Origin of the sequence: Sedimentibacter hydroxybenzoicus DSM 7310, assembly GCF_013403245.1 — a bacterium.
Taxonomy (GTDB): domain Bacteria; phylum Bacillota; class Clostridia; order Tissierellales; family Sedimentibacteraceae; genus Sedimentibacter; species Sedimentibacter hydroxybenzoicus.
Genome location: NZ_JACBNQ010000002.1, coordinates 60,878 through 87,676, shown reverse-complemented (window position 1 = coordinate 87,676; position 26,799 = coordinate 60,878). Strand labels below are relative to the sequence as shown.

25 protein-coding genes and 1 tRNA gene are annotated in these 26,799 nt (G+C 44.8%); 6 read left to right on the top strand and 20 right to left on the bottom strand.

All coding sequences use genetic code 11. The annotated features are described in order from the left end of the window. Window positions 1-2 precede the first annotated feature (2 nt). From HZF24_RS02945 to HZF24_RS02920, 6 genes are read right to left on the bottom strand one after another with little or no spacing between them, the layout of a single operon-like run. Window positions 3-3,926: an S-layer homology domain-containing protein gene (locus tag HZF24_RS02945; RefSeq protein ID WP_179236789.1), complete on the bottom strand. Its 3,924-nt coding sequence runs from the start codon at window positions 3,924-3,926 to the stop codon at window positions 3-5. Window positions 3,927-3,936: 10 nt separating this feature from the next. Beyond that, on the bottom strand, window positions 3,937-4,296 hold the full coding sequence (locus HZF24_RS02940) for a SpoVG family protein (RefSeq protein WP_179236788.1): 360 nt from the start codon (window positions 4,294-4,296) through the stop codon (window positions 3,937-3,939). Between the two features lie 33 nt (window positions 4,297-4,329). After that, on the bottom strand, window positions 4,330-4,593 hold the full coding sequence (locus HZF24_RS02935) for a DUF6133 family protein (protein WP_179236787.1): 264 nt from the start codon (window positions 4,591-4,593) through the stop codon (window positions 4,330-4,332). Window positions 4,594-4,650: 57 nt separating this feature from the next. Continuing rightward, complete coding sequence (locus HZF24_RS02930) at window positions 4,651-5,205, bottom strand: YodL domain-containing protein (RefSeq protein ID WP_179236786.1); 555 nt, start codon at window positions 5,203-5,205, stop codon at window positions 4,651-4,653. 13 nt (window positions 5,206-5,218) lie between these two features. Then, window positions 5,219-5,968: a DUF3849 domain-containing protein gene (locus HZF24_RS02925; RefSeq protein ID WP_179236785.1), complete on the bottom strand. Its 750-nt coding sequence runs from the start codon at window positions 5,966-5,968 to the stop codon at window positions 5,219-5,221. Continuing rightward, window positions 5,958-6,560 carry a hypothetical protein gene (locus tag HZF24_RS02920; RefSeq protein WP_179236784.1) on the bottom strand — a complete coding sequence of 201 codons (603 nt, stop codon included), beginning with the start codon at window positions 6,558-6,560 and terminating at the stop codon, window positions 5,958-5,960. The genes HZF24_RS02925 and HZF24_RS02920 overlap by 11 nt, the downstream gene beginning before the upstream one ends. A gap of 285 nt (window positions 6,561-6,845) precedes the next feature. Between HZF24_RS02920 and HZF24_RS02915 the strand changes: the two genes are divergently transcribed. Further along, window positions 6,846-8,084 carry an IS110 family RNA-guided transposase gene (locus HZF24_RS02915; RefSeq protein WP_179236783.1) on the top strand — a complete coding sequence of 413 codons (1,239 nt, stop codon included), beginning with the start codon at window positions 6,846-6,848 and terminating at the stop codon, window positions 8,082-8,084. 110 nt (window positions 8,085-8,194) lie between these two features. On the opposite strand, the gene HZF24_RS02910 is transcribed toward HZF24_RS02915, so the two are convergent. The 13 genes from HZF24_RS02910 to HZF24_RS02855 form a co-directional block, all read right to left on the bottom strand. After that, window positions 8,195-9,025, bottom strand: coding sequence for a DNA adenine methylase (locus HZF24_RS02910; protein ID WP_179236782.1), 831 nt, complete (start codon window positions 9,023-9,025; stop codon window positions 8,195-8,197). An 8-nt stretch (window positions 9,026-9,033) separates the two neighbouring features. After that, on the bottom strand, window positions 9,034-9,366 hold the full coding sequence (locus HZF24_RS02905) for a hypothetical protein (RefSeq protein WP_179236781.1): 333 nt from the start codon (window positions 9,364-9,366) through the stop codon (window positions 9,034-9,036). 129 nt (window positions 9,367-9,495) lie between these two features. Continuing rightward, window positions 9,496-9,783, bottom strand: a complete 288-nt coding sequence (locus HZF24_RS02900; protein ID WP_179236780.1) for a hypothetical protein — start codon at window positions 9,781-9,783, stop codon at window positions 9,496-9,498. A 74-nt stretch (window positions 9,784-9,857) separates the two neighbouring features. Beyond that, window positions 9,858-10,607 carry a hypothetical protein gene (locus HZF24_RS18890; RefSeq protein ID WP_246345936.1) on the bottom strand — a complete coding sequence of 250 codons (750 nt, stop codon included), beginning with the start codon at window positions 10,605-10,607 and terminating at the stop codon, window positions 9,858-9,860. Between the two features lie 102 nt (window positions 10,608-10,709). Continuing rightward, window positions 10,710-11,084: a hypothetical protein gene (locus tag HZF24_RS18885; protein WP_246345935.1), complete on the bottom strand. Its 375-nt coding sequence runs from the start codon at window positions 11,082-11,084 to the stop codon at window positions 10,710-10,712. A gap of 1 nt (window position 11,085) precedes the next feature. Further along, window positions 11,086-11,694 (bottom strand): hypothetical protein, encoded by a 609-nt coding sequence (locus HZF24_RS02890; RefSeq protein WP_179236779.1) that lies wholly within the window; start codon window positions 11,692-11,694, stop codon window positions 11,086-11,088. After that, entirely contained in the window at window positions 11,691-12,875 is a 1,185-nt protein-coding gene (locus HZF24_RS02885; protein WP_179236778.1) for an antirestriction protein ArdA, read from the bottom strand. The genes HZF24_RS02890 and HZF24_RS02885 overlap by 4 nt, the downstream gene beginning before the upstream one ends. Continuing rightward, on the bottom strand, window positions 12,869-13,099 hold the full coding sequence (locus tag HZF24_RS02880; protein ID WP_179236777.1) for a hypothetical protein: 231 nt from the start codon (window positions 13,097-13,099) through the stop codon (window positions 12,869-12,871). The genes HZF24_RS02885 and HZF24_RS02880 overlap by 7 nt, the downstream gene beginning before the upstream one ends. A 433-nt stretch (window positions 13,100-13,532) precedes the next feature. After that, window positions 13,533-13,621 (bottom strand) — tRNA-Ser (locus tag HZF24_RS02875). A 440-nt stretch (window positions 13,622-14,061) separates the two neighbouring features. Beyond that, window positions 14,062-14,925, bottom strand: a complete 864-nt coding sequence (panB, locus tag HZF24_RS02870) for a 3-methyl-2-oxobutanoate hydroxymethyltransferase (protein WP_179236776.1) — start codon at window positions 14,923-14,925, stop codon at window positions 14,062-14,064. A 32-nt stretch (window positions 14,926-14,957) separates the two neighbouring features. Beyond that, window positions 14,958-15,833 (bottom strand): L-serine ammonia-lyase, iron-sulfur-dependent, subunit alpha, encoded by an 876-nt coding sequence (gene sdaAA, locus HZF24_RS02865; RefSeq protein WP_179236775.1) that lies wholly within the window; start codon window positions 15,831-15,833, stop codon window positions 14,958-14,960. Continuing rightward, a complete protein-coding gene (sdaAB, locus tag HZF24_RS02860; RefSeq protein ID WP_179236774.1) occupies window positions 15,833-16,516 on the bottom strand; it encodes an L-serine ammonia-lyase, iron-sulfur-dependent subunit beta in 684 nt (227 codons plus the stop codon). Before sdaAB ends, sdaAA begins: the two co-directional genes overlap by 1 nt. 27 nt (window positions 16,517-16,543) lie before the next feature. Further along, window positions 16,544-17,560 carry an aldo/keto reductase gene (locus HZF24_RS02855; protein WP_179236773.1) on the bottom strand — a complete coding sequence of 339 codons (1,017 nt, stop codon included), beginning with the start codon at window positions 17,558-17,560 and terminating at the stop codon, window positions 16,544-16,546. A gap of 333 nt (window positions 17,561-17,893) precedes the next feature. Here HZF24_RS02855 and HZF24_RS02850 point away from each other — a divergent pair, with 333 nt between their 5' ends. The 3 genes from HZF24_RS02850 to HZF24_RS02840 all read left to right on the top strand — a co-directional run bounded on the left by HZF24_RS02850 (window position 17,894) and on the right by HZF24_RS02840 (window position 22,429). Then, entirely contained in the window at window positions 17,894-18,964 is a 1,071-nt protein-coding gene (locus HZF24_RS02850; protein WP_179236772.1) for an AI-2E family transporter, read from the top strand. A gap of 122 nt (window positions 18,965-19,086) precedes the next feature. Then, the gene (locus tag HZF24_RS02845) at window positions 19,087-20,007 is read left to right on the top strand and encodes a TIGR01212 family radical SAM protein (protein WP_179236771.1); all 921 of its coding nucleotides are present in this window, start codon (window positions 19,087-19,089) and stop codon (window positions 20,005-20,007) included. A gap of 94 nt (window positions 20,008-20,101) precedes the next feature. Beyond that, on the top strand, window positions 20,102-22,429 hold the full coding sequence (locus tag HZF24_RS02840; RefSeq protein WP_179236770.1) for an S-layer homology domain-containing protein: 2,328 nt from the start codon (window positions 20,102-20,104) through the stop codon (window positions 22,427-22,429). 154 nt (window positions 22,430-22,583) lie between these two features. Here HZF24_RS02840 and HZF24_RS02835 read toward each other — a convergent pair whose 3' ends face one another. Further along, window positions 22,584-24,140: an ABC-F family ATP-binding cassette domain-containing protein gene (locus tag HZF24_RS02835; RefSeq protein ID WP_179236769.1), complete on the bottom strand. Its 1,557-nt coding sequence runs from the start codon at window positions 24,138-24,140 to the stop codon at window positions 22,584-22,586. Window positions 24,141-24,377: 237 nt separating this feature from the next. Here HZF24_RS02835 and alr point away from each other — a divergent pair, with 237 nt between their 5' ends. Next, complete coding sequence (alr, locus tag HZF24_RS02830; RefSeq protein ID WP_179236768.1) at window positions 24,378-25,508, top strand: alanine racemase; 1,131 nt, start codon at window positions 24,378-24,380, stop codon at window positions 25,506-25,508. A 9-nt stretch (window positions 25,509-25,517) separates the two neighbouring features. After that, a complete protein-coding gene (locus tag HZF24_RS02825; protein ID WP_179236767.1) occupies window positions 25,518-26,741 on the top strand; it encodes a serine hydroxymethyltransferase in 1,224 nt (407 codons plus the stop codon). Window positions 26,742-26,799: the final 58 nt, after the last annotated feature.

The window sequence follows — 26,799 nt, the reverse complement described above, 5'->3', positions numbered from 1 at the left end:
CCTTATTCAAAGTGGTAGGTCACCGAGTAGGTGATATTGCTCTTGTTGTACATACAGTTATGATTCGTATAATAGTAAAACTCCAGCTTGGTATACACACCTGCACCAAGGGTGTGGGTGAAGGTGATGCCGTTTGAGGTCGTACCATAGTCAAGCTGATCCCACTGGCCGGTCAGCCTGTTATATCCGCGTACTCTGCCGAAGTCAGAGCCGCTGTGACCGCTGACCGGCGGTACGGTGAAGGTATACTCCGTGATGGTGGCACCTTCAAGGCCGTTTTCCAGAATTACTGAATCGGGGCCGGTGAGGGTCATGCCGCCGCTGCCGTTTGAGTCAGCCACAAAGAACACGATGGCAGACCAGGGAGATTCAGCTCCTGCAGAATCCACCGCTTTGACACGCACCACATTCCTGCCCAGCGGGTAGGTCTGCGTTTCGGCATTTCTGCCTTCCCAAACGAGGGTGACAGAATCGCCATCGGGATCGGAGGTGGTGGCCTTGATGGTGACCGGCGTTCCCGGCGGTACGCTGTTGCCGCTTGGTGTTCTGGTAATGACCGGCGCAGTCGGGGCGGAGTTTGTAATTGTAAATGTCCTCGATACCCACTCCGAATACAGCCCGGTTGCATCCTTGGCACGGACACGGATGGTATGGGTGCCAACGGCATAGTAGTTGTCAGCCGCCTTGTTTTCCCATTCCAGCGTGGTTGCATCGCCGTCCGCATCGGATGCTGCGGCGCTGATGTTGACAAGGAACTTGCCGTTATTCGCTGTACGGGTGGGGGTTGCGGTCAGGGTTACAGTTGGTGCGGAGCTGGTGATGGTAAAGGTCTTTTCTGCCCAGGGAGAATAAGCTCCGGCAATGTCTTTTGCACGGACACGGACGGTGTGGGTCCCTGGGGCATAGTAGTTGTCAGCTGCCTTATTTTCCCATTCCAGCGCGGTTGCGTCGCCGTCCGCATCGGACGCCTGGGCGGTGATGTTTACAAGGAATTTGCCGTCCTTGACGGTGCGGGTCGGTTCGGCCGCCAGGGTAACGGCGGGGGCGGCATTGGTCACGGTGAAGACTTTCTCGGTCCACGGTGAATACGCTCCGGCGATATCCTTGGCACGGACACGAATGGTGTGGGTACCCGGCGCATAGTAGCTGTCAGCCGCAGTATCCTCATACTCCAAGGTCACCGCATCCCCATCGGGATCGTCAGCACTGGCGGTGATGTTGACAAGGAACTTGCCATCCTTTGCTGTACGGGTGGGAACCGCCGTTACCACAGGGGCATTCGGCGCCGTGTTGGTTATCGTGATGCTCTCCGAATAGGAGGTTATACGCCCTGCGCTGTCGGTAACAGAAGCGGTCAGGGTAAATTCACCGGTGTCGCGGATGGCGATTCTGCCGCCGTCATTGCCAAGGGCTCCCTGATAGGGTGCGGTATTGCCGTCCTTTTGCAGTGTCCAGACTACGGCATAGTTGCCGATGTGCTGAACATCCTTTGCGGCAACATCAAGCTGCGCACCATAGTGAACGGTCTGCGGCATGGTAAATGTGTACTGCACCACCGGCAGGATGCGGATATTTTCGCTGTGGGAGTAGCTGCGATTCAGGTAATCGGTCATGGCTGCGGTGAGGATATATTCGCCATCGTCTCGGAAGGTGATTTTGCCGCCCTGGGGTGTGAGGCTTCCGCCAAACGCCTCGGAGAGCGGAATGCTCCCGCCGTCCTTGCTGACAGACCACTCCACCGGCAGGACATTGTTGTTGCCATGGGTTCTGAGGTCAATGGCGGTATCGGTGTAGGCAAAGGCGGGAAGCTCAAAGCCGATGGTCAGCACGGGAAGCACCTCGCACCTGTCACCGCTTTCGTATAAAAAGACCCGGCCCGTTTCATCGGTGATTCTCGCCACCAGCTCATAGATACCGGCTCTCTTGAATCGGACGGTGCCGCCGTCGTTTGTGAGCTGGCCGTTGACATAGGTCGGCCAATCCTGAAAACCATAGGTGTTATCCACCAGCCATTCGATGGTGAGACCGTCCAGATCGGCAGCTGCAGTTTGGACCGCGATGTCGGTGTCGGTATGGGCGTGCTTTGGCAGGCCATAGCTTACGGCAGGCACAGGATAAACCTTGAAGCCCTGCTCATAGCGGTAGCTTCTGCCGCCATCATCGGTGAACTCCGCTTTCAGGACATAGCTGCCCTTGGAGTGGAACTTCAGCTCGCCGCCGCTGTTGCCCGGCGTACCCTCTGCCGCATCGGTGAGGGATAGCTCTTTGCCGTCACGCAGCAGTGACCACCTGGCAGTATGGCTTCCGATCTCCCCGAACACCGCTTCTACCATCACGGTTTTATCGGTGTGGAAGATTTCGGGCAGATAAAATCCTGCGGAGCCCACCGGATAGACGGTGATGTCCGCGGTACCGGCAAACACTCTGCCGGTTGCATCAGTAACAGAGGCAGTCAGCGCATACACACCTTTTTCCTTGAAACGAATGCTGCCATGGGAGGGGTTTCCTTCGATAAATGTTCCGATTTCGGTGGGTTCGCCGTTTCGGGTCAGGGTGTAGGCCAGCGTGAGACCGTCCGTTTCTTTCGTTTCTGTCTGTAGGGTGATGGTTTTATCGGTATGGGAAACTGTTGGCAGGGCGAGCGTCACCTCCGCCACAGGATAGATGGTGATACTCCTTTCGGCAATAATGGCTTTGCCCAGCTCGTCTGTGATGGAAGCGGTCAGCGTGTAGCTACCTTTTGCATTGAACAGCACCGTACCGCCCGTGGAATCCAGCTCTCCGGTGAGGGCTTGCCCTATATCGGCTGCAACCCCGTCTTTGTGAAGGGACCATACCACCGAATTGATGCCAAGGTTTTCCGTGGAAAGCTCCACCGCTACGGCCGTGTCGGTATGGGCGGTTTCCGGCAGAATGAAGTCAGCCGTCACCACCGGGTAGATGCTGATCGTCTGCTCATGGGTCACCGTGGCGCCCCGGCTGTTTTTTGCTGTGGCAATGAGGGTGATGCTGCCTGTCTGCGTGAATTTCACCTTACTGCCGTTTGCGGTCAGCGCACCGTCTGCCAGCTCAGAAAGCTCGGCTGGAAGTCCGTTTCTGAGAGCTGACCATGTCACGCCGCTCACATAGCGGCTTTCCGGCTTGATCTCAATTTCATCGACAGTATATGCGGTTTTGGGCAGCGTAAAACTGAACTGCGGAGCGGGGACATAGGAAGATCCGCCGCTGTTGCTGCCGGAACCGGATGGCTTATCCTCCGGCTTGGGTGGTTCTTCTTTCTTGATCTGCTCCTTTGCCTTATCCGCATCCACTAGCATCTCAAAGGCTTCTGCGCGGGTGGCTTTTCCGTCCGGCTTTACCGTACCGTCCGGGTAACCATCCACAATGCCGTACTTTTTCCCGGTGCAGACACAGGCTTTATCCTCATCACGGAGCCCGCCGTCATCTGAAAAGCCTGTAAAGCAGGGGCAGGATTCATCATGGTCGCCTTTGCCGATGGCTCTCACCAGCATACGGATCATCTCCATGCGGGTGATGGGTTCGTCCGGCAGATACTTCGTGCCGAAATCGCCCTTTTGGATAACTCCCGCAATGATGAGCGCCTCCACATACTGCTCCGACCAGTGACCGGCAATATCGGTGAAGTGAATGGTGACTTCACTTTCACTCGGCTCCGGCAGCTCCATGGTCCTGGCAACCAAGGCTGCAAACTCGCCCCTGGTGATGATCGCATCGGGGTGTACCAGACCATCGGGATAACCGCTGATGACCCCCTTGTCCGTAAGAATTTGAATGGCTTCCTCCGCCCAATGACCTTTGGCATCCTCAAAATATCGGCTCACCGCATAGACGCTGCCTGCAAGCAAAGAAACCACCAAGCAGACTACGAGGATGATTCCGAGTGGTCTTTTCATTTTTTCGTTCATCAGCTACCTCCTACATCCCGCCCATGGCAGGCTGGCTTTGCTCCTGCCGGGGTTCGGGAGATTCCTGTTTCTGTGCGGCAGCCTGCCCTTGGGTGAGCACCTGCTGGTAGGCGCCGATGACCGCCTTGTCGAATTCCGCTTTGGCCTCCTTCGTACAAGGGAAGCAGATATCCTTGTACTCGCCGTTTCCGGCCTTATAGCTGGGCATGGAAACGAACAGCCCCTTGGAGCCCTCCATGATCTTGATACCCCGCACGGCAAAATCGCCGTGGACGTTGACCGAGGCGGTGGCCTTGCAGCTTCCCTCCGGGCGGATGGAGTGGATTTTCACATCGTACTTGGGAACGGCCGGTGTTGTATTCTTAGGCATGATTTTTCCTCCTTCTTAAAATCTCCGGCATCTTTAACCGGCGTAGTTGAACATCTCCTTGATGCGCTCGACCAGGGTCGGCAGCACAGTTTCCCCAAACAGGGCATAGAGTCCCGCAAGGAGCAGGGCGCCAAGAACAACAGCCAGCAGGATTTTGATGGCTGTGTCAATGTAGCCCTCACCGGCATTGGCTGAGAGGATGTGCCTGCTGCTGAATGCGAGACTGGCGGCGGTATCCTTTACTGCCGTGAGCTTGCGGGAAACCGCCGCTTTTACCTTTTGGATAACATGAACCATATTGTTTTCCTCCGTTTCTGTTGATGGAGGGCATAAGAAAAAGCAGCCCAAGGCTGCCTACATACTCATGCCCATGGTTTGGGTCTGATCAGGTGACTCAAAGTTGATTTTCTGGAATCCGAAGCGGTCGCAGTAGTGGTACTCGCTGCCTTGCGCGTCGTAAAGCTCCACCACATCGGACATGAACAAAGAGTGTCCGTTATATCCCGGCGGATGATTCATATTGCACCTTGCATAGATAGCTTCAAGGTCGTTGGTATCAAGCTGGCCGTCATAGGCGACACGGTAGTTTTCCGGGGTAGGTTCTCCGAACTGCCGCACCATTTCTTCGTAGGATATAAATTTCATGAGAATATCCACATCCGGCTTGAGCTGCCAGATACGGACATTCTTCAGCTGGGAGGCGGCTCCCATGCCGCCCAGCCGTTCCCCGGCGAGGAGCCGCTCCATCACGCCGTCTGTCCACTGCGGCGTTAGGGAGCGACTTTTAAGCCAGCCGGACAGCTCATCGTTTCGGAAGATACTGTCCACCACGGCCTTTTCATTTTCTGTGTATCCCGCCGGGTTTCCGTAATAGGAAATGAGGCCGTTTTTTAATAAGATTCCAGGCATATACTCACCTCCGTCACTTCATTTCCATCCCTCCCATACCGGTCGGTTCCTGCTCCGGCCCCTGCAGCTCTTGGAGCTTCTCTTGCGCCCAATCGGGCAGATGGCTGTCGGCCAGCACGCCGACAATATCGCTGCGATTCCAGCGGGTTCGCTCACCGTCGGCAAGGCAAGTGGCAAAGACCGCCTGCCCCCTCGACCCGGCGTGGCTGCCGAAGCCCCCGGTACACAGCCAGAGCTGATCCCGCGCCGTCAGGCAGCTTTCCTTCAGCGTTTTAGGCGAGAGGACAACCACCTTGCCCTCAAAGTCCTGCTTTTCGGTATCAGGCAGGCAGTGGGTGTAATCAAACAGCCCAAGGCTCTGATATACCCTGCGGTACTGATTGACAAAGCCGTCCAGCACCGCGGGGTGGCTGTCCACGGTGAAGTAGGTATTGCGGTCACTGTAGGCATCCTTGTCGGGCGGGATGTAGGTCTGCTTCGCCCAATCGTGATTGCCGCGGGAAAACCGCCCATCATAGTCCTTTTGCTGTAGGGAATTGGCGAGGACATACGCCACCCGGTGGTAACCGAACTCGGCAATCACCCTCCCGGCACAGTCTTTGTCGAGATACATGCCGTCAAAGCCGTTGCGGATGGCTTCTTCAATGGCTTTCTTGCAGGCCACATTTTCCTTGTGACTTTCCTTCCAGCACGCAAGCTCGTTCAGCCGCTTCGCTTCGTGGAAGGAGTAGGGGTAAACAGAGAGGAATTCTTTATCTGCCATAGACGATTTCCCCCAGCATAATGCGTTCATCCAACTCAGCGAGGCAGACTCCGCTCTGTGCCAGCACCGAAAGAATACCGGGCGACACATCGCTGATGTCCTGCTGGACGTCGGCCATCACAACCGTAATTTCTCCGCTGTCCTCATCCACATAGGCTTCCAGCTTGGCGCCCGCGGGGATGCCCGCTTCCTCCAGCAGATAGTCGGGAAGGCTGACAATCTGGCTTTCATCCAGCAGGTCATGACAGAGGGAGCAGTTCGCCACCCACTCGGAGGGGCCGTCCTTGCAGCCATTCAGCATGGCGCAGACCGCATCGCCGCCGCAGCTCTCGCAGTGTTCGCTTTCATCATCGCCGCAGTTGTCGCAGAACCCGCAGGCTTTGGCGAGATGGATCGTCATATCGCTTGCCATCTCACTGAGGGTGGCAATGACATGAGAGAGTTCCAGAGCGGTCAGCTCACCCTTGTGGATGACGCATACTCCCTCGGCGGCCAGCACCGAAAGAGCCTCCGCATCGGCAAAGCCGCAGCTCTGCTGAATCTCCGTGGAAATTTGCAGGGTCTGCCCATTTTTCTTCTGATTGTTTTTCATGGTCTGTTTCCTCCTGTTACTATATATTTGGTTGAGGACATGGCCACCAGCCATGTCTTTATCCATCTTGTTGCCTAAGCTGTTAGAATGAGAGGACAATGGCCTGGCGGTTTTCTCCAAGGACTTCGCGTCCGGTTTAAAGTCAGTCAGCCATCCTCTTATTCGCAGCGTTCGATTTGTGCAGGTAGAGCCGCCGCCCGGTGCGTTCGTGTCATCAAACAGATAGAATCGGCAGTGAGAAAAGGATGGTTCGCCAATTGTATATCTGTGATAGGAGCGTGGGTTATGAACGCAGTTGGAATTGATGTTTCCAAAGGGAAAAGCATGGTGTCGGTTATCCGTCCCTTCGGAGAATTGGTGGCGAAGCCCTACGAGGTGCGTCACACCTCCAGTGAACTCAGTGAGTTGGCAAAGCACCTGAAAAGTCTGGAGGGTGAAACGCGGGTGGTGCTGGAGCACACCGGGCGGTACTATGAGCCGGTGGCCCAGCTGCTCCACGATGCCGGAATTTTTGTCAGTGCGGTAAATCCGCTGCTCATTAAGGAATACGGAAACAATTCTCTGCGTAAGGTGAAAACCGATAGAGCGGATGCTCTCAAGATTGCCCGGTACGGTCTTGACAACTGGGCTGAATTGCGCCAACATACTCCTATGGATACGATTCGTTACCAACTGAAAAGCATGAACCGGCAATACAGTCTGTACACCAAGAACAAGACGGCGATGAAGAATAATCTCATTGCCCTGCTTGACCAGACCTATCCCGGTGTAAACGCCCTCTTTGAAAGTCCCACCCGCGCGGATGGAAGCCAGAAGTGGGTGGATTTTACCGCGTCCTTTTGGCATGTGGACTGCGTGCGGGGCATGCGACAGACCGCTTTCGTGGAGCATTACCGCAAGTGGTGCAGGCGGCACGGATACAATTTCAACGCCGGCAAGGCTGCCCGGATTCATGCGGAATCGAAAGACCTGATTGCCATGCTGCCTAAAAACGCTCTGTCGAAGATGATGGTGCAGGAAGCAATTACACAGCTCAATGCCGTCTCAAAAACAGTCGAGGTGTTTCGGAAGGAGATGAACCGGCTGGCTCGGCAGTTGCCTGAGTACGATGTTGTGATGTCGCTATACGGTACAGGCCCTTCTCTTGGCCCTCAGCTCATGGCCGAGATTGGCGACGTACGCCGCTTTGCTCAAAAAGGCTCTCTGACGGCGTTTGCAGGGGTGGATCCGGGAGCCAACCAGTCCGGAACCTATGAAGCGAAAAGCACACGCTCTTCAAAGCGGGGTTCTCCGGAGTTGCGGAAGACGCTCTTTGTGCTCATGACCATACTGCTCCAAAAAGCTCCGTCGGATGACCCTGTGTTTCAGTTCCTGGATAAAAAACGAGCTGAGGGCAAGCCCTATCATGTCTACATGACCGCCGCATGTAACAAGTTCCTGCGCATTTACTACGGCAGGGTGAAGGAAATCATGAACACCCTCAATGAACCTGTGGATATGGGCTCCACCGGGCTCTCTCGCTAAACCCTTTCTACCATACTTCAGGTCGGCGCTTTGGCGGTGGTCTGTTTCTCTTGCCCAATTCCACTTTACAAACTTTCTTCATTCCCCTATTGACTTCTTATTTGCAGGCTTTAAATGTTAAGATCTACTACGTCAAACAGGTTGAGCTGTGATGGGGTATTCTTCTCGCGTTCATGCAGATCGTAATTGGCAATGAGGATTTCAGGGAATTGCGCCCCATTGTCATACCGCTGCTTGATGTTGTTGATGCGGGTAAAGGCTTCCATCTGGATACCCGGTGCATCATAGAGATTGCGGATAAACCCGCAGTCGTTATAGGACAGCAGAAATTTACCCTCAATCCGCAGCAGCGCGTCCCGCAGGCGGATGTGGTCTTTTTCTGTAAATCCGTCCTCGCCCACATTCTTGTAGTAGCTTTCGGTTTCAAAGTACGGCGGATCGCAGTAGAAAAAACTGACGGGACGGTCGTACTGCCCGATCAGCTTTTCAAAATCCTTATTTTCAATAACTACCTTGGCCAGCCGCCGATGGGCCTGTTCAATGACCGGGAAATTGGCGCGAATATCATGGGCCTGACTGCCGTAACTGGTAAGCCCTGAAGCATAGCTGTACCGGATGAGCTGGTAAAACCACGCCGCTTTTTGCACATCGGAAGCAGGGCTGTCACGGGCGAGAGCATTTTTTACAAACTCAAAATCCTCACGGGAGTTGAGGACATATTGCAGTGCTTCCATCAGCTCATAGGGCTTTTCCCGCACACAGCGGTACAGATTGACCAGCAGGCTGTTGAAGTCGTTGTAGACCTCAAAGTCATTGCCGGGCGCCTTATGAAAAAGCACCCAGCCGCCCCCACCGAACACCTCGATGTACCGCTCATAATAGAGGGGAAAAAGTGTGACGATCAGCTCACGCAGGGATTTCTTGCCGCCGATCCAGGACATAAAGCTGTTCAGGAGTCATCACCTCCCTCCAGCGGCAGGCGCATCTGCGTATCGTCAAATGCGGCGAGGGAGCGCCTGAGCCCTGTGATGGCTGCACTGATTCCACTGATGCGGTTTCTCATGTGCCGGATGGTCAGGCGGACTTCTGCTTCTGTCTTTGCATAAAAATATCCGCTTTGGTCGCTGGCGATTAGGATACCATCACGGCGCAGGGCATTGACCAGATCCCGCAGTTCCTTGCCTGAAATGCGAAAGACCAGTTCCAGCGTTTTGCTTATAACGGCATTTTCTGCGCCGTGATGGTATTTGTGCAGATGCTCTGCAAGCTGCTCCTTTTTCATGGCTGCTCCTTTCCGGTCGTTTCCCCGGAAAGGAAGGCAAAAAGGGCACAAAAAACAAGGCCGAATCCTGTTGGGGAAACGGCCCTGTTTTGATTTTGGGTCTAAAAACCACAGACGTGATTGTCTGTGCTACTTGATGATCCCGAACTCTCTTAAAACTGTTACGCAGTCCTTGGCACCCTGAATGTATAGATGCTGTAGATATTCACCAAGCAGTAGCTGCATGGCTTCAAAGTATGAATCCACCAGTTGTTTCAGTTCCTCGTCGTACTTCGGATGATCTTTTACCAGCACCGATGCATCCAGTTGCTGTTTGACAGCTTCTCTGACATCTGCGTTGGATTTTGCCAGCTCCACAAAGGCTGCGTCAAAGCGCTCGTCCATTGCAGTCTGCAGGGATTCTTTCCATTGCTCCATTCTATGCACCTCCTTCAAGCACAACACAATGCCACAGTTTTTAGGGAATAGCTATACCAAATACAAAGATTCCGCTATTTCATCTCCATGCCGCGGCTTGGTTCAGGGCGTGCCAGGCATTGCTCCATGGTCATGCCCTCCGGCGTGAGGAGGATACCGTAGCCGGTGCAGGACGCACCGTGCGACTCCATCAACTTCTGCCCATAGTGTTGGAGGTCCCTGTTCGCAAGCAGAACACCCTTTAGCGGGATATCGTGCTTTGCGAGCTCTGCCCTGGCATATTCCAGCGGAGAGACAATTTCCCGCAGAAGCTGAACATCCACCGCTTGCTCCGCGAGATCCGCCGCTTCGTCCAGCGTAAGGTCTTTGGGCCCTGCCTCCAGCATTGCCTTATAGACGGGAAGCCGCCCCTCACGGTCGAGCTTGTGAAGCAGCTCCGCAAGCGCATCGACCACTGTGATACCGCCATCGCATTCATTGAGCTCATCGGTTATCAGTTCAGCGAGACTCGGAGCGAGGCAGTCCTCCACATAGAAGGTGCATTCCCGCAAGGAGGCCGCCCCCACAGTCTCTACCGCTTGGGAAACGACCGCATCATCGGCGGGAAGCTTAAGCTGCACGGTCAGGTCATTGTCGTATTCAGGATCGTTAAAATAGCCCTTGCCGATGGACAGCAGTATGGTGTAGTCGGGATTCTCCAGCGGGATCGCATCACCGCTCTGATAGGTCTTTGCAATCTCTCCATTTTGGAGCACATAGCCATGGGGAGTAAAGACACCGCCCTCGCCCTCACGCATTTCTTTGCCGATTTTTTCAAAATCCAAACAAGAGTAAACCTCATCCGGCACACCTTCGAGCTTCGGCACAAAGTCGTTATCGGCATAAAACTTGCCGAGCGTCCTGTCGTCATGTGCTTCGTAGACGACCTAGCAGTCGCTCATGCTGTGGGTCATGTTAATGAGCCGTTCCACTGTGATAGGCGCATACTCGGTTTGAATTGCATCCATCATCACCATACCCTCAAAGCAATCCAACTCCCATTGACTGAGGGATGCCAGACGTTTGGCCAGATGGTTCAGCTCATAGAGATTTGTACTTGAACTGATAAACTGAGGCAGATAGTCCAGCTTACTGTCCAGAATCTCTATAGAGTAGATGAGTCTTTCATCAGTGATACGGGCTTTCTCTAACAGATCCCTCAACTCATATGGGGTTGCAGGAAGAGAACCCGTTGCCGATGTCCCCGCCCTAAACAAACCGGGGCGGCTGATTTCCAGCTCAAAAAATGTTACTTTATCCAAATTACATACCTCCCATTTTCATACCGCCAAGTGGCTGCCCGTCCTGGTGGGCGTCGACAATGTCCTGCAATTCCTGCTCCGCGCTGTCACGCCTTAGAACATAACCTCCAGCCGTGTAAGCGCCGCCATGATTGGCATAATACTCAATGCCGATTTTCGTATAGTCCAGATAGGGCTGGACGTCCTCGTCAAAGGGCATCACACCCGTTTCCACAAGGTAAACGCCCAGCTCACGGTCTGTACTTGTTTCTGGAATCAGCAGATAGTGATCCAGCCGTTCTCCGATGGCGATTACATCATCCAAGCTGCTCACGGACTCGGCGTTCAGAGCGCCTTCAAATATGCGGCACTCGTCACGGTCCAAGCCACCGGTGATTTCCGCGATTCGGTTCAGTTTTTCAAATTGTCCGGAGCCGTTTACATCGGTATTTTTCAGGTACTGGCTGATGCCCCATACATTGCTGACCGCCCCGACAATGCGGGTGGAGGCAACGTCATCGCTGATATTGTCCAGAGCGGCCCATGCTTCGCCAATCTCCGCGGGACTGGTCGGCAGCGGCAGATACACGCCCTCATAATCATCAGCGCGGGTCAGATGAAGTGTAATCATAGCTGCATTCCTCCCATCTCCATGCTCTGTGAATCATTTTGGCGGAGCAGTTCCTCCACAGCAGGCGTGCAGCCCCGGTATGCGATGTAGCCATAATCGGTGAAGCTACCGTTTTCTCTTTGGATACGGTGTTCTCCATATCCCTTGAAATCAATGTATTCCTCCAGATTCTCATCAAAATCGTAGTGGCCGGAGTCTATGATCATGTATCTGCCATATTCCGTAGGCGTTTTAAGTCCAGGCACCACGGTGAATTCATAGAAGTTATCCGCAAGCACTACTACATCCTCCGGTGTTTTGGGCTGTGCTATCTCAACAATGGCGTGAAAATCATTCCGCGCCTGTTCATCAAAACCTGTATAGCTCCTTGCCAGATTGTTAAGTGTGTACAGGTGCTTGCACAGAGGATAGTCCTCTGTGAAGATTTGATGGACCTGTTCGCTCATGCTTTCGCAGTCCAGATGAGTGGCACATGATTCAGGCGAACTCAGTCCCAGGCGATTGACCGCCTTTTCTATCTCCACCTCCCAGCAGGGCAGGTAGAGGTATTCATATTTGACGCCGCTGTGGTAATCGCCGGATTCCAGGGTAACTGTCGCCGCATCATCACTGCGCCAGTGATACTCAGGAAATTGCTCACCGTTATATACCTGTTCTGGTGTGTTGCCGGTAGGGTACAAAACGCCATAGGTTGTAACTATTCCTTTGCCGCTGCTTAAGAGCATTTTTCCTATAGACTCAAAATCTGTGTTCTTCATCTCGTCCATGGGGATTGCCGTTCTCCGGCAGAGCTCGTATCTCTGCCCGACAGCGGAGATATCCGAGAAGTCGGATATCAGTGCGTAGCAGTGAAGGTTGAAGCTGAGATTAATAAGGTCTTTGACCTCGGTCAGCTTTTCCTGCTCTGCCGCCGCATAAAAGGTGTGCAGCTCGTTTTTATCAAAGCTGTCCATTCTCTTGGCGAGATATTGAACCTCATCGGCATTGACCAGCGTTCCGATCAAAGCCTGCAATCCCTTATCCTCGTTCTGGACAGCATCGACCACGCACAGTTTTTCCGTTGTGATACCAACGCCGATTTCATCCATCGCTTTCTGCAAGTCCGGCTCATTGGCTGGAAAGGTGATGACCGCCGTGCGATAGGAGGGAGCATCACGCTTTCGCAGTTTCATTTCTAACATCGGCTTTCTTCCTTTCTGTTTTTTCGGTGGATCTTATTTATATCGTTTCTCAGGCAATCGCCCTCCGAGCTGTAGCAGATGAAACCGTGGGAGGGATATGGGCAGCCCGCGCAGCTTTTGAACGGACCGCGAGGACGTTCCTCCGGCTGTATCCTGCCTGTTGTTATAAGGTTGTTCGAATCGTAACAGGCATTTTTCTTATTTTTCTTGTATCGTACCAGCATGGTTCTCCTTTCCGAAAACGCAAAAAGAGCCGGAGAATGAAGACGCTTTCACGCCCGTTTCTCCGGCTCTTAAGTATTTTCTTTTCTGTTTTTAGGGGGAATAAAAAAGGGCGCTACTTTGCCATGCAATTGGTGAACGCAAAAAGGGCGCTGACTTCAACCGGCTTTTAATCAGCCGTAAAATCAGCGCCCTTTGGCAGTTCAATTTTGCTATTTGATTTGATTTTGGGTAGCGCCCTTTTAAATTATGCTGTCCCCTGAAAAAGGGCGCCACTCCTGAATGCTTTTACTTGCGGGTTCAAGCCCCGTCAGAGTGAAGCTTTTACCCCAATAAATCTACGAAAAAAGAGCTTCCACTTTTCACAGTGAAAGCCCTCGAAAGGCGTGGATTTACTGGCTTTGAGACCGATAAATCTTTTTTACCTTTTGTTTTTGGCGGAGGCGGTGAGATTCGAACTCACGTGCCCGTGAGGACAACCTGATTTCGAGTCAGGCTCGTTATGACCACTTCGATACGCCTCCATATTTTATTTTAATACACCAAGCCCCGCGTAGAAGTCAAGGCAAAGTGTAGAAAAACCGTAGAAATCGCTAAAACACTAAATTTTCAAAATCCCGCAAACCCACGGAAACTCAAGGGTTTCCGGCATTATCAAGGCAACTGACCGAGTGGATTTCGAGTCAGCCCCGTTATGACCACTTCGATACCTCTCCATGTATAAAATTTTCAAATGCCACCGTATAGAACCCAGCTCGAACAGCCTCAAAAGTTGAAGCAGCCCTAACTTGGAATTTCCTAATGAAACAATTTTATATTTAATATGAAGTTTTGTCAATATAACAAGTATATATTTATATGCTTTACAGCTTTTTTTAATATAAAAAAACACATTTTATGGATTTTTTCGCTTCCGCTCGGGATGACATATAAAAGGACCTCCGTTATGAGGTCCGTGTAATAATTATTTATTAAATTCGTCTTCAATTTCCTTGAAAAGCTTTTCGAAATCCTTTATGTCTCCGGAAATTTTATATTTGTGCTCAGGAGCGGGAAATGAACCTTCTCTTACTTCTTTTATGTATTCAGTGAAGCCTTCTGTCGCTATTTTCGCAATTTCAGCATATTTTTTTGAGAACTTAGGAGTGAATGCTTCAAACATACCTAAGGCATCCCCGATAACCAGCACCTGTCCGTCCGTATCTGCACCTGCACCTATTCCATAAACAGGTATTGGGAGAATCTTATGTACAAAACTGCATACCTCTTCGGGTACTCCTTCCAATAAAACTACGCGCGCACCTGCCTCATATACGGCTATGGCGTCCTTTATAACGTTTCGTGCGCTGTCTGTCGTCCTGCCCTGTGCCTTAAATCCGCCCATTGAAGCCGAACTTTGAGGCGTTAATCCTACGTGACCGAATACAACTATTCCTGCCTGTGAAATTGCTTTTATTTTATCTGCTACGGCAACTCCTCCTTCAAGCTTAATTGCATCTACATCTCCTTCTTTCATGAAACGAACAGCATTTCTTACAGCATCCTCCACGCTTTCGTGATAAGATCCGAAAGGCATATCACCTATTATGTATGTATTTGGTGCTCCTCTTCTTACTGCCTGACAGTGGTTTATGCTCATATCCATGGTAACGGGAATTGTTCCTTCATAACCGTATACTATCATTCCCATTGAATCACCTACCAATATCATATCCATTCCTGCCTTTTCGGCATAAGAAGCAAAGCAACTGTCGTATGCAGTCATCCAGACTGCCTTTTCTCCCGTTTCCTTCATTTTGTACAAATCTAAAATTGTTTTCTTTTTCATCTGTCCCCTCCATATATTTATTGTGTTAAAGGCTATTGCCCAAATATTTCTTTTTTTAATTTTAATCCGGTAGGTGTTACGGCAATTCCGCCTTGTGCCGTTTCTCTCAATTCAGGCGGAAGCTGTCTGCCTACTTTGCTCATGGCCCACACTACTTCATCAAAGGGTATCTTGCTTTCCACTCCTGCCATGGCTACATCTGCCGTAGTAAGGGCACTGACTGTTCCTGCATAGTTTCTCTTAGCACAGGGAACCTCCACTAGGCCTGCAACAGGATCACAAACGAGCCCGAGTATGTTTTTTAAAACCATTGCTGCAGCATTTAATGCCTGAGCCGGAGTTCCTCCCATCATTTCTACGACCGCCGCGGAGCCCATTGCTGCAGCTGAACCGCATTCTGCCTGACAACCTCCTTCGGCACCTGCTAATGTTGCATTTTTTGCTATTATTATTCCGACTCCCGAAGCGGTAAACAATGCATTGATCATATCATCTTCATTTTTATTTAACATTTCTGCCGCAGATATAATAACAGCAGGCAAAATACCGCATGAACCGGCTGTGGGACTTGCAACTATTCTACCCATTGCTGCATTTACTTCTGAAGAAGATAATGCACTTGCCATTGCTCTTACCATGAAGCTGCCTGTCAACGTGTTTCCTCTGTCCGCATATTTTCGAAGCTTATATGCATCTCCTCCTATAAGTCCGCTCACTGATTTAATTTCCTTTTCCTGAGCAAGCATGGACGAGCTCAGCATTACATGAAGATTTTTTCTCATTTTCTCAATGACATCTACTCTGGTTAATTCGGACTTCTCCATTTCTTCCCTTATGGTATATTCCCATATGGGTGTATCTTCCAAACTGCATATATCTATTAATTCACCACCGGTTGAAACAAACATCAGTTGCCTCCTTCCATGAGAGGATTTATAAACTTAACATTTTCTATTTCTTTTATATTTTTAATTTTATCCATCAAGTCTTCGGAAATTAAGCTGTCGGTTTCTAAAGCCATCGTCTGCATTTTTCCTTTTTGACTTCTGAAAACCCTCATATTTGCTATGTTGATATTTTCTTCATACAATATTGATGATATCTTTGATATAACACCCGGCAAATCCTTATGACTTGTAAGTATTGTAGGTCGTTCCCCTGTAAATTCCACAACCTGACTATCTATGTTAATTACTGTAATGTTTCCTCCACCTATGGACGAGCCAATTACTTCAGTTATGCTTCCATCCATCTTGGTTATAATAAACTTAACTGTATTTGGATGGACATCACCTAAGTCTGTCTCAGCAAATATTATCTCTATACCTTTTTCTTCCGCAATCTTAAATGAATCTTTTAAGTTTTCATCCCACGGGTCCATATTTAATACTCCGGCAACTAATGCCTTATCTGTTCCGTGACCCCTATAGGTTTTTGCAAAGGAACCGTGCAGCAAAAAACTTACTTTTGTGATATTTCCTCCGGCTATAATACCCGCAACCTTGGCCAGTCTTGCGGCACCTGCCGTATGAGAACTTGACGGTCCAATCATTATTGGTCCTAAAATATCAAAAACACCATAATCTCTCATACTTATCTCCTTAAAGAGTTCAATTCATCAACAATTTTTAAAGGTTTCAACCGCATGCTTCAGTTTTTCAACTATTGGCAGATTGTACGGACATTTTCTTTCGCATTTTCTGCATCTTACGCATGCCGTTGCCTTAACAGGCAATGCATCGTATCTTGATTTGCCGTATTCAGGCAGATTGTATCTTGTTACGTATCCTTCAAATATAAATACCGACGGTATGTCTATGCCCTCGGGACATGGCTTACAGTAGCCGCACCTTCTGCAGAAATTATTGCCAATCTCCTGAACCTCATTCTTTATTTCGTCCATTTCCTCTTGTGTCAGAGGTTGCAGGTTTTCAACCGCAGATACATTTTCTACTACCTGCTTTACCGAGTCCATTCCCGGTATTGCAACAGAAATTAAATTACTGTTAGCAATGTATTTTAATGACAGTTTATGTTTAGTAAACGCACCGCCTGCCATCGGTTTCATGGCAATCGTTCCGATACCCTTTGCCAAGGCTCGCTCAAACAATTCTGTTCCCTGTGATTCAACGGGATTGTAAGGAAATTGAATCGTTTCTATTTCATCGTGCTCGATTGCTTTCAGCAATACCTCTTTTATATGCCCTGTTATTCCGATATGTTTTATTATGCCTTTTTCCTTTGCTTCTAAAAGTGCCTTGATTGCACCATTTTCTGAAAATGATTTATCAAGCTGTTCCATTTTGCTTACATTATGTATCTGATAAAGGTCTATATAATCCAACTGCATAGATTTTAAGCTGTTTTCTATGGCAGCCTTCATTGAATCATAATCATGACACATTGCTTTAGTTGCTATGTAAAAATTTTCTCTTCCTGCTTTTTTCAAGGCGTTTCCTATATATTGTTCACTGATTGTGTATCCCTGTGCCGTATCAATAAAGTTTATTCCTCTATCCCTGCATTCCAGTATTATTTCAGTCGCTTCTTCCTGACTTACTCTTTGGATCGGAATTCCGCCAAATCCTAAAACAAATACCTCCATACCTGTATTACCAAGTAAAACCTTTTTCATTCTTCTTTCCTCCTAAACGAGGACATTTCTCTTATCAAGCAAAGACTTACTCTATAATAAGAGGTGTGTCCCTCTTCCTCTGACGTCATTATTAAATAATTATATATCAGTTGGTTAAAAGCGTCAATGCATGTTAATTTAATTGCAGAGATATAGATATCAGGGTTCACAAATAAACATCCCGCGTCTTAATTAAGCCGCGGGATGTTTATATGATTTGGAAGAAGATAAAAAAAGTATTATCTGTACTATAGTTATTAACATTTTAAAGTTATTTATTCATATATTTGTTAATTTTTAATATTTATTAAATAAGTATGAAAGGGTGGTTGTTTGAAAAAGTTTATTGTTCTATTACCTGTCTTTATATTATACATATCTGTTTTCAGGTTTATTTATCTGGAAAACGGCCTGACTGTTATAATTAACGTTATGCTTCCTGTTTTTATGGGAATAATTATCGCTACTTTACTGAACCCCTTTTTAGTATATCTTCAAAAAAGATTAAAAATCAAAAATAGATATTTAGCTATATTTTTAACTTTTTTGTTTATTATATTAATAATTGCTGTTATTGTTACAATAATCACTCCTAATATAACAAAAAGTATTAAGCATTTAATAAAGGATATTCCTGTTTTATTTTATAAAGCAGAAAGCTATATATCTGATTTTGGTGATAAAAATTCAATATTAAAAAGCTATCTTGTCGAAATAACATACAAATTTTCCTCAGTTATGTCCTCACTTTTAAATTTTGCCATTGAAAAAGTTATAAACATTTTTGCCGCAATCGGCAATTTACTTTTATCCGTAATTATTTCAATATACATACTATACGACAAAGAAAAAATTGAAAAGTGGCTTTTTAAATTGTTTCACACCCTTTTCGGAAAAAAGGTTGCAAGTGAAATTTTTAAAATTATTCACAGCTTGTACGACAATATATCAAGCTACATAACAGGAAAAATAATTGCTTCTTTAATTACGGGATTCTTGGTTTATATCGGCTCAAAATATATAATCAAAAATCCTTACCCCGTCATCGATGGTCTTATGATAGGAACTGCAAATATAATACCCTATTTTGGAACCTTGATAGGAGGTATACCTGTGTTGATAATAAATATTCTTCATAATCCACAAAAGGGATTTTTAATGCTAATATATATTTTAATAGTCCAGCAAATTGACAATCTTATAATTGATCCTCATATTTTAAGCAGCAAACTTGCAATAAAGCCCATTATAATTATTATTTCCATAATAATCGGAGGAGGTTTGTTTGGAGCCGTAGGATTATTTTTAGCTACTCCCGTTGCAAGTTTAATCAAGCAATTTATAGATGCATATATGAACTATAAGCTCGCGGAAAAAAGTACTCATTATTTGAACAAAAATTAATTAATGTGCACATTTGTGGATAAATCTGTTGACAAGTGGGTAAAAAAGCATAAAATTTGTGTATAACTATTTTTAACAAGCAGGATAAACTGTGCATAACTAATTAAAAGACGGGTGAAATCATGTGGAATGATAAGAGATATCATACTTTAGATTACGAATTGAAAAAAATTTTTGGTGAAAAAACTATAAAGCTATCTATTGACGGGGGCTTTACCTGCCCTAACAGAGATGGAACAATAGGAAGCAGAGGGTGTATTTTTTGCAGCGAAAGAGGATCCGGAGATTTTAATTCAGACAGAAATATATCTATAACGAATCAAATAAGAGAACAAAAGCAAGTAATGTCCAAAAAGTGGAGAAGCAATACCTACATTGCATATTTTCAAAGCTATACAAATACATATGACTCTGTTGAAAACCTTCGGAAAAAATTTTATGAGGCTCTCAGTTGCACAAATATAAGAGGTCTTGCAATAGCAACGAGACCTGACTGCATTAATGAACAAGTTTTGGAGCTTTTGGATGAGTTAAATTCAAAAACATTTTTGTGGATAGAATTGGGACTGCAGTCAATACATAATGAAACTGCCGGTTTTATACGGAGAGGATACAACTTAGAGCAATTTGAAAAGGCTTATGAATTGTTAAAATCAAAAAATATCAGGATGGTTGTTCATTTAATTGTCGGTTTGCCTGCAGAAAGTAAAGAACAATATTTAGAAACCATAAAATATATTTCTAAAAAAGAAGTTTGGGGAATTAAGCTGCATATGCTCCACGTTTTAAAAAATACCGATTTAGCAGATTATTACGATAAAAACAACTTTAACATACTATCCCGGGACGAATATATCAATATTGTTTGTGACAGCCTGGAGCTGTTGAATCAATCAACGATTATACACCGGCTTACAGGAGACGGAAAGAAATCGGAATTAATTGAACCGCTATGGACCTTAGACAAATTAAAGGTACTTTCCGATATTGATAAAGAATTAAGATCCAGAGACAGTTATCAGGGGAAAAATTTTTCATTGTAATTTTAATGTAATACTATATATGTGGATATATTATATAATAGATGTAATAAATGCTAATTATATAGCATTTTTTTTATTTGATTGGGTGACTGAAATGAGAAAAACATTATTTATAATAATATTAATATTAACCTTATCTATGCTGAACACCGCTTATGCCAAAAGCTTCCCTGATGTAAATAAGGATAGCAACTTACAGGAAGCAGCGGGCTTGTTATCAGGCTATAAGATTATGGAAGGATATCCTGACGGCAGCTTTAAACCGGATAAATATGTTACGAGAGCTGAGATGGCTAAAATAGTAACCGTTGCTGCAGGTTGGTTTGAATACTCAAAAAATATGACTTCTGTTTATGAAGATATGAACGGACATTGGGCTGAAAGTTATGTAGAGCTTGCAAATGTCATGAATATTGTAAAAGGTATTTCACCTAATTTATACGGTCCTGACAACCTAATTAAATTTGAAGAAGCTTACACTATGGTAATCAGATTATTGGGTTATACTGATGAATCCTTGGGAGGATACTGGCCGCAAAATTATTACCAAAAGGCATTGGAGCTTAATTTATTCAAAAATATTGATACTACAAAGGAATTTGCTTCAAGAAGAGATGTTTCCATAATGATATACAATGCTTTAAGCATGAATATGGTAAGTGTAAAGGATAACAAAATTACACAGACAAACAAACCTCTTTTAACAATGCTTGGTAAAAAGGAAACTAGGAATGTTAATATCGGGGATTTAAAAATTGAAAGCTTCGACTTAACAGATTATTTGTTTAATAAATGGGATGTTTATTACGACATCAAAGGAAATATTGTTTATCTGACAAATCCGAGCTACAATGAATTCTCGGGAAAGGTCACAAGCCTGCTTTCTAACAGAGTAATTTTTGTGACTGATGATTATGGCAATGTAAGCGCTTTTCAATTATCTAACGTTTCAATTGTTATAAATGGCGAAAAAGGAAATTTTAACGACTTAGAGGACAGCCGTATAAAAATTGTTTATAAAAATGATTCATTTAACGGTGATGTAATTGGTATAATTGCATATAAGGAAACAGACGTAGTAGTAGTTGACAAAGATAATTTGTATAAAGAAGGCAGCAAATCATTTGCAGGTAAAAATCTTCCTGTTAAAAGTAATTATGAAATAAACTACAATAAGCTGCATATATCCGGTGATGCGCAAGCATTACAGGATATAAGAGAAAATGATGTTGTTTATTTCTATGAGACTAAGGAATCAAACAAAACAACAGCTCTTAGATTAATTGTTCTGAGAAAACAGACCGACGGAACGGTTACAAACGTGCAAAGTGAAAACAACAACACATTTTATACCGTAAATAACATAAGCTACAAAACAGGCAGCAGCTTCATCTCAACAGAAAAAGCATCTGTTAATGATGAGGTTAAATTAATACTTGATAAAAACAACAATATTATAAAAATTAATATTTTAAGCTATGGAAAAAAACCCACAACATTTGGAATTGTGTTAAGTGCGTCCAACAGTAAAAACAACAGTGCTTCCGCAAGAATATTTGACGAAAAGGGAAATCTCAAAACTTATTCATTGGCTGATAACTCAAACGTTGTAAAAGTCACTGAAGACGGTTCAGATTTATTAAAACAAACATCTTTAAAGAAAAATGATTTTGTGAAATTTGACCCTGTTTCCGGCGGCTCCGTAAAAATTATTGATTTTGTTCCTTCTCCCCATTATATTGCATATAACTATAATGAACATGACCGGACATTGTCAAACGGATACAGAATATCCTCAGATACATTTATTATTTATGAATCAAACGGAAAGTATCAATTGCTTCATCCCAGCCAGTTAGACACATATCTGGAGGGAAAAGCGGTTGTAGGAAGCAACGGACATGTGGATGCCCTGTATTTATCAAAGGGAATAAAGTCCGCGAGCAATGTGGAAATACCTCCCGAAACGCCTCAGAACTACAGCGGTAAATTTTACAGCATGATTAAGGGTATCACTAAAATTAATGATACTACAAGTCATATACAGTTTTTTGAAAACAGCAATGTTTTCTCAGTTTCCAATACATCAGCAGCAGGTAAGTCAGCTCCTTCCTTGCTAAACAACTATATAAAGGCAGATATAGTAAACGGTGTAATAACAGGCTTGGAAAGAGTAACTCCTGAAACTGACAGAGTTAAAATTACACAAGTTTATTCTACACAAATGCAGATAGACAGTATAACATACATGGAATATGCTGATAATATAGCTGTATATATATGTACCACAGATAAGACTGGAAATGTTATAGCTTTTAAGGCAGGCTCAAAGTCTGATTTGAAGTCCGGCTCAACAGTACAGCTTTACGACCTGTACGGAAACTTTGACGGGATAATTGATGTGGCGATAGTGTACAATTAAAAATCAATGAAAATTGAACAATGAACAGTATAAGAAAAAAAGGGCAAACGCCCTTTTTTATATTTTACGATGCTTATCCATTGTTAATATACCGAGATTCCTCACTGCGTTCGGAATAACACAAGGTGTCTTATCAATCGCAAATCAATTGCTGTTACACTATCTTCGTAGTGAAGTTTTCGATGTTCCACACATCAGTTATAAAGCTTTCATAAAAATACGGTTCATGACTTACTAACAGAATCGTACCCTTGAATTCCTTCAATGCCTTTTCCAACTCATCTTTCGCCTCAGGGTCCAAGTGGTTTGTGGGCTCATCAAGAACCAAAAAATTTAATTCCTTTAATAATATCTTGCATAATCTTACTTTTGCGTTTTCTCCTCCGGATAAAACCTTCATCATGCTGGTTATATTATCGTTGGTTAACCCACAGCGAGCCAGTTCCAGACGCACCTCATGATTTGTCAGTGAAGGATATTCGTTCCATACTTCGTTTAGTGCAGTATTAGAGTTATCCTTGGAATCTTCCTGTTCAAAATAACCGTACGTAACATTTTCTCCAAATGTTACGCTTCCGCTTATAGAAGGCAATATTCCCAATATGGTCTTTAACAGGGTTGATTTTCCTAAACCGTTTACTCCCGTCAATGCAATCTTTTTATTTCTTTCTACCTGAAAGTTCATCGGTTCTGTCAATGGATGGTCATATCCTATTATCAAATCCTTAGCATCAATTAAGAATCTGCTTGGCGCTTTTGTTTCCTTGAATCTGAATGTGGGCTTCGGCTTATCTCTCGGCTTTTCCAAAATATCCATCTTTTCAAGCTGTTTCATCCTGCTGTTTGCCATGCCCCTCGTTGCAACTCTTGCCTTGTTTCTTGCTATGAAATCTTCAAGACGTTCAATTTCTTTTTGCTGTTTTTCATATTCACGCTCTTCTTTTTGTTTGTTAAGCTCATATATTCTTCTGAATTCTTCGTAATTACCTACATATCTCGTCAGGCTTAAATTTTCCACATGATAAATGATATTGCAGACATCATTTATAAACGGTATATCATGGGAAATTAAAATAAATGCATTTTCGTAATTTTGTAAATAATTTGTAAGCCATCTTATATGATTTTCATCCAGAAAGTTAGTGGGCTCATCCAATAAAAGTATTGTTGGATTTTGTAATAACAGCTTCGTTAATAAAACCTTGGTTCTCTGACCGCCGCTGAGCTCATCAACTAACTTATCTAATCCGATATCCCCTAATCCAAGGCCGTTTGCCACCTCTTCTATTTTAGAATCAATAGTATAAAATCCGCTGCTGTCTAATATTGTTTGTATTTCTGCAGCATCTTCCATCATCCTGTTTACTTCTTCATCATCGGCAGTTGCCATATCTTCATATATCTTTAAAAGCTCCTGCTCCATTTTAAACAGCTCGTCAAAGGCGAGACGAAGATTTTCTCTGATTGTTGTTCCGGGCTTTAACGCAGAGTGCTGATCAAGATATCCAACCGTAACTCTTTTAGACCACGAAACTTCTCCTTCGTCAGGCATAAGCTTACCTGTTATTATATTTAAAAATGTTGACTTTCCCTCTCCGTTTGCTCCTATCAATGCCACATGCTCCCCTTTTAACAAGCGAAATGACACATTTTCCAATATGGCACGAGCACCGAATCCGTGAGTTACATTTCTTACATCTAATATACTCATAAAAACTCCTTACTTTTGTATGTTTGTCATTCAGAGGGCTTTAGCCCGAAGAATCTCATCCTTTAAAATGCTGAGATCCTTCGCTGACGCTCAGGATGACACAATAAGTATAATATAAAATAAATACAGAATTGTAAATATGTTTTTGTAACAAAGTATTTTTTTACATTTTATTGATTTGCTTTTATCAGTTTGTTATAATTAGCTAATAGTAAAAATTAGGAGGGCTTAAATATAATGAACGAAAAGATACGACCTGCCTGGGTGGAGGTAAACAGAGAAAAAGCAATTCATAATTTTCTGGAAGTCAGAAGAGCCGTAGGTCCAAATGTAAAGGTATGTGCTGTCGTTAAAGCCGACAGCTACGGAATGGGGTCAATGGAGCTTTCTAAAATGTACTTGCAAAACGGTGTGGATATGCTGGCCGTAGCAGTTATAGGAGAAGCATTTGAGCTTAGACAGGAAATAAAGGACACGGATATTTTAGTGCTGGGCTATACGCCGGAAGAATTTTTTGATGATGCGATAAGTCAAAATATTACGATTACAATTTACGACTATAATCTTGCTTTAAGACTGAATGAAATAGCAAAAGGAATGAACGAGACCGCAAAGGTTCATTTAAAAATAGAAACGGGAATGAATCGCCTGGGCTTCCTGCCTACAGAAGAAAATGCAGATAAAATTTCAGAAATTTCTAAATTATCAAACGTAAAAATTGAAGGAGCATTTTCACATCAGGCAAAAGCCGATGAAAAAGATAAAACAACTGCTCATAACCAAGCAAAAAGATTTATTGATTTCATGAGCTTGCTCGAAAAAAGAAATGTTACGATTCCTATAAAGCATATAGCTAACAGTGCAACTATTATAGATCTTCCGGAATATTATTTTGACATGGTCAGACCGGGTATTATATTATCCGGATTTTACCCTTCAGATGAAGTTAACAAACAAGAATACAAATTTAAGATTTGTGTAACGTTAAAAGCAAGAATTGCAAATGTTAAAACGATTGAAGCCGGTGAAGGGGTCGGTTACGGACATTTATTCAGTGCGAAAAAGCCAACTGTTGTCGGTACAGTTCCGTTAGGTTACGCTGACGGCTATTCAAGATTGTTGTCAAACAAGGGTTATATTGTTGTAAAAGGTGTAAAATGCCCTATATTGGGTAAGGTGTGCATGGACCAGTTCATGGTTGACTTATCCGATGTTAAAAATCCACAAATAGGTGACGAAGCAACAGTTTACGGTGACGGCACTGACGGAGCAATGACTGCTGAGGATGTGGCTGACATGAGAGGTACCATATCTTATGAAGTACTTACTAATTTAGGAAGTAAACGACTACCAAAAATATATGTATAGGAGAATAACATGAACTTTGAATTAATAGAAAAAAATGATAAAGAACTGTTTGATGCAATAATGGAAGAAAAAGAAAGACAAAATATTAACATCGAGCTGATAGCCTCTGAAAACTTTGTATCAGAAGATGTTTTGCAAGCGATGGGAAGCCATTTGACGAACAAATACGCTGAAGGATATCCGGGCAAAAGATATTACGGAGGATGCGAATTTGTTGATAAGGTTGAAAACTTAGCAAGAGACAGAGCTAAAAAAATATTCGGTGCCGACCACGCTAACGTACAGCCTCATTCAGGTTCAAATGCAAACTTTGGCGTATATTTTTCGGTTCTGAAGCCGGGAGATAAAATATTAGGTATGGACTTGTCAATGGGAGGGCATTTAACTCACGGCAGTCCGGTAAATATGTCGGGAGCATATTTCAATGTAGTATTTTACGGTGTGGACAAGGAAACTGAAACAATTGATTATGATAAAGTAAGAGAAATTGCTAAGCTTGAAAAACCCAAAATGATCGTTGCTGGGGCCAGTGCTTATTCAAGATTTATAGATTTCAAGCTTTTCAGGGAAATTGCGGATGAAGTTGGCGCATACTTTATGGTTGATATGGCTCATGTTGCAGGTCTTGTTGCAGCAAATCTCCACCCGAATCCTGTTGAGCATGCTGATTTTGTTACTACTACCACCCATAAAACACTGAGAGGACCCAGAGGTGGTATGATTCTCTGCAAGGATGAATTTGCTCAGAAAATAGATAAGGCGATATTCCCCGGTATTCAAGGCGGACCTTTGATGCACGTTATAGCTGCTAAGGCAGTATGTTTTAAGGAAGCTATGGAAGACAGCTTTACAATATATCAACAACAGGTTTTAAACAATGCTAAAACATTATCTAAAGAATTATCGGATAAAGGTTTCAGAATAGTATCCGGAGGAACAGACAACCATTTAATGCTTGTGGATTTAAGAAATAAAGGGTTAACGGGAAAAGAAGCAGAAAAGCTTCTTGATGAAATCCATATAACAACAAATAAAAACACTATTCCTTTCGATCCTCAAAGCCCATTCGTTACAAGCGGTTTAAGAATCGGTACTCCGGCAGCTACCACAAGGGGTATGAAGGAAGCTGAAATGATTGAGCTTGCAAGTATTATTGACGGAGCATTAAGTCAAAAAGAAAATCACGATTCATTAAAACAAAAAGTTTTGAATTTAACATCAAAATTCATATAAATATGTATAACTTGGACAGCTTTTTAATATAATAATTAAAAGCTGTCTTTTTTCAATG

What these genes read in the sequence shown, in the direction of transcription:
- HZF24_RS02940 (WP_179236788.1), bottom strand. Translation starts at nt 4,296, where the DNA reads ATGCCTAAGAATACAACACCGGCCGTTCCCAAGTACGATGTGAAAATC.
- sdaAA (WP_179236775.1), bottom strand. Translation starts at nt 15,833, where the DNA reads ATGTTTGTTTCAACCGGTGGTGAATTAATAGATATATGCAGTTTGGAA.
- panB (WP_179236776.1), bottom strand. Translation starts at nt 14,925, where the DNA reads ATGAAAAAGAAAACAATTTTAGATTTGTACAAAATGAAGGAAACGGGA.
- HZF24_RS02880 (WP_179236777.1), bottom strand. Translation starts at nt 13,099, where the DNA reads ATGCTGGTACGATACAAGAAAAATAAGAAAAATGCCTGTTACGATTCG.
- HZF24_RS02840 (WP_179236770.1), top strand. Translation starts at nt 20,102, where the DNA reads ATGAGAAAAACATTATTTATAATAATATTAATATTAACCTTATCTATG.
- HZF24_RS02835 (WP_179236769.1), bottom strand. Translation starts at nt 24,140, where the DNA reads ATGAGTATATTAGATGTAAGAAATGTAACTCACGGATTCGGTGCTCGT.
- HZF24_RS02845 (WP_179236771.1), top strand. Translation starts at nt 19,087, where the DNA reads ATGTGGAATGATAAGAGATATCATACTTTAGATTACGAATTGAAAAAA.
- alr (WP_179236768.1), top strand. Translation starts at nt 24,378, where the DNA reads ATGAACGAAAAGATACGACCTGCCTGGGTGGAGGTAAACAGAGAAAAA.
- HZF24_RS02885 (WP_179236778.1), bottom strand. Translation starts at nt 12,875, where the DNA reads ATGTTAGAAATGAAACTGCGAAAGCGTGATGCTCCCTCCTATCGCACG.
- HZF24_RS02935 (WP_179236787.1), bottom strand. Translation starts at nt 4,593, where the DNA reads ATGGTTCATGTTATCCAAAAGGTAAAAGCGGCGGTTTCCCGCAAGCTC.
- HZF24_RS02910 (WP_179236782.1), bottom strand. Translation starts at nt 9,025, where the DNA reads ATGTCCTGGATCGGCGGCAAGAAATCCCTGCGTGAGCTGATCGTCACA.
- HZF24_RS02890 (WP_179236779.1), bottom strand. Translation starts at nt 11,694, where the DNA reads ATGATTACACTTCATCTGACCCGCGCTGATGATTATGAGGGCGTGTAT.
- HZF24_RS02925 (WP_179236785.1), bottom strand. Translation starts at nt 5,968, where the DNA reads ATGGCAGATAAAGAATTCCTCTCTGTTTACCCCTACTCCTTCCACGAA.
- HZF24_RS02915 (WP_179236783.1), top strand. Translation starts at nt 6,846, where the DNA reads ATGAACGCAGTTGGAATTGATGTTTCCAAAGGGAAAAGCATGGTGTCG.
- HZF24_RS02905 (WP_179236781.1), bottom strand. Translation starts at nt 9,366, where the DNA reads ATGAAAAAGGAGCAGCTTGCAGAGCATCTGCACAAATACCATCACGGC.
- HZF24_RS02825 (WP_179236767.1), top strand. Translation starts at nt 25,518, where the DNA reads ATGAACTTTGAATTAATAGAAAAAAATGATAAAGAACTGTTTGATGCA.
- sdaAB (WP_179236774.1), bottom strand. Translation starts at nt 16,516, where the DNA reads ATGAGAGATTATGGTGTTTTTGATATTTTAGGACCAATAATGATTGGA.
- HZF24_RS02945 (WP_179236789.1), bottom strand. Translation starts at nt 3,926, where the DNA reads ATGAACGAAAAAATGAAAAGACCACTCGGAATCATCCTCGTAGTCTGC.
- HZF24_RS02920 (WP_179236784.1), bottom strand. Translation starts at nt 6,560, where the DNA reads ATGAAAAACAATCAGAAGAAAAATGGGCAGACCCTGCAAATTTCCACG.
- HZF24_RS02930 (WP_179236786.1), bottom strand. Translation starts at nt 5,205, where the DNA reads ATGCCTGGAATCTTATTAAAAAACGGCCTCATTTCCTATTACGGAAAC.
- HZF24_RS02900 (WP_179236780.1), bottom strand. Translation starts at nt 9,783, where the DNA reads ATGGAGCAATGGAAAGAATCCCTGCAGACTGCAATGGACGAGCGCTTT.
- HZF24_RS02855 (WP_179236773.1), bottom strand. Translation starts at nt 17,560, where the DNA reads ATGAAAAAGGTTTTACTTGGTAATACAGGTATGGAGGTATTTGTTTTA.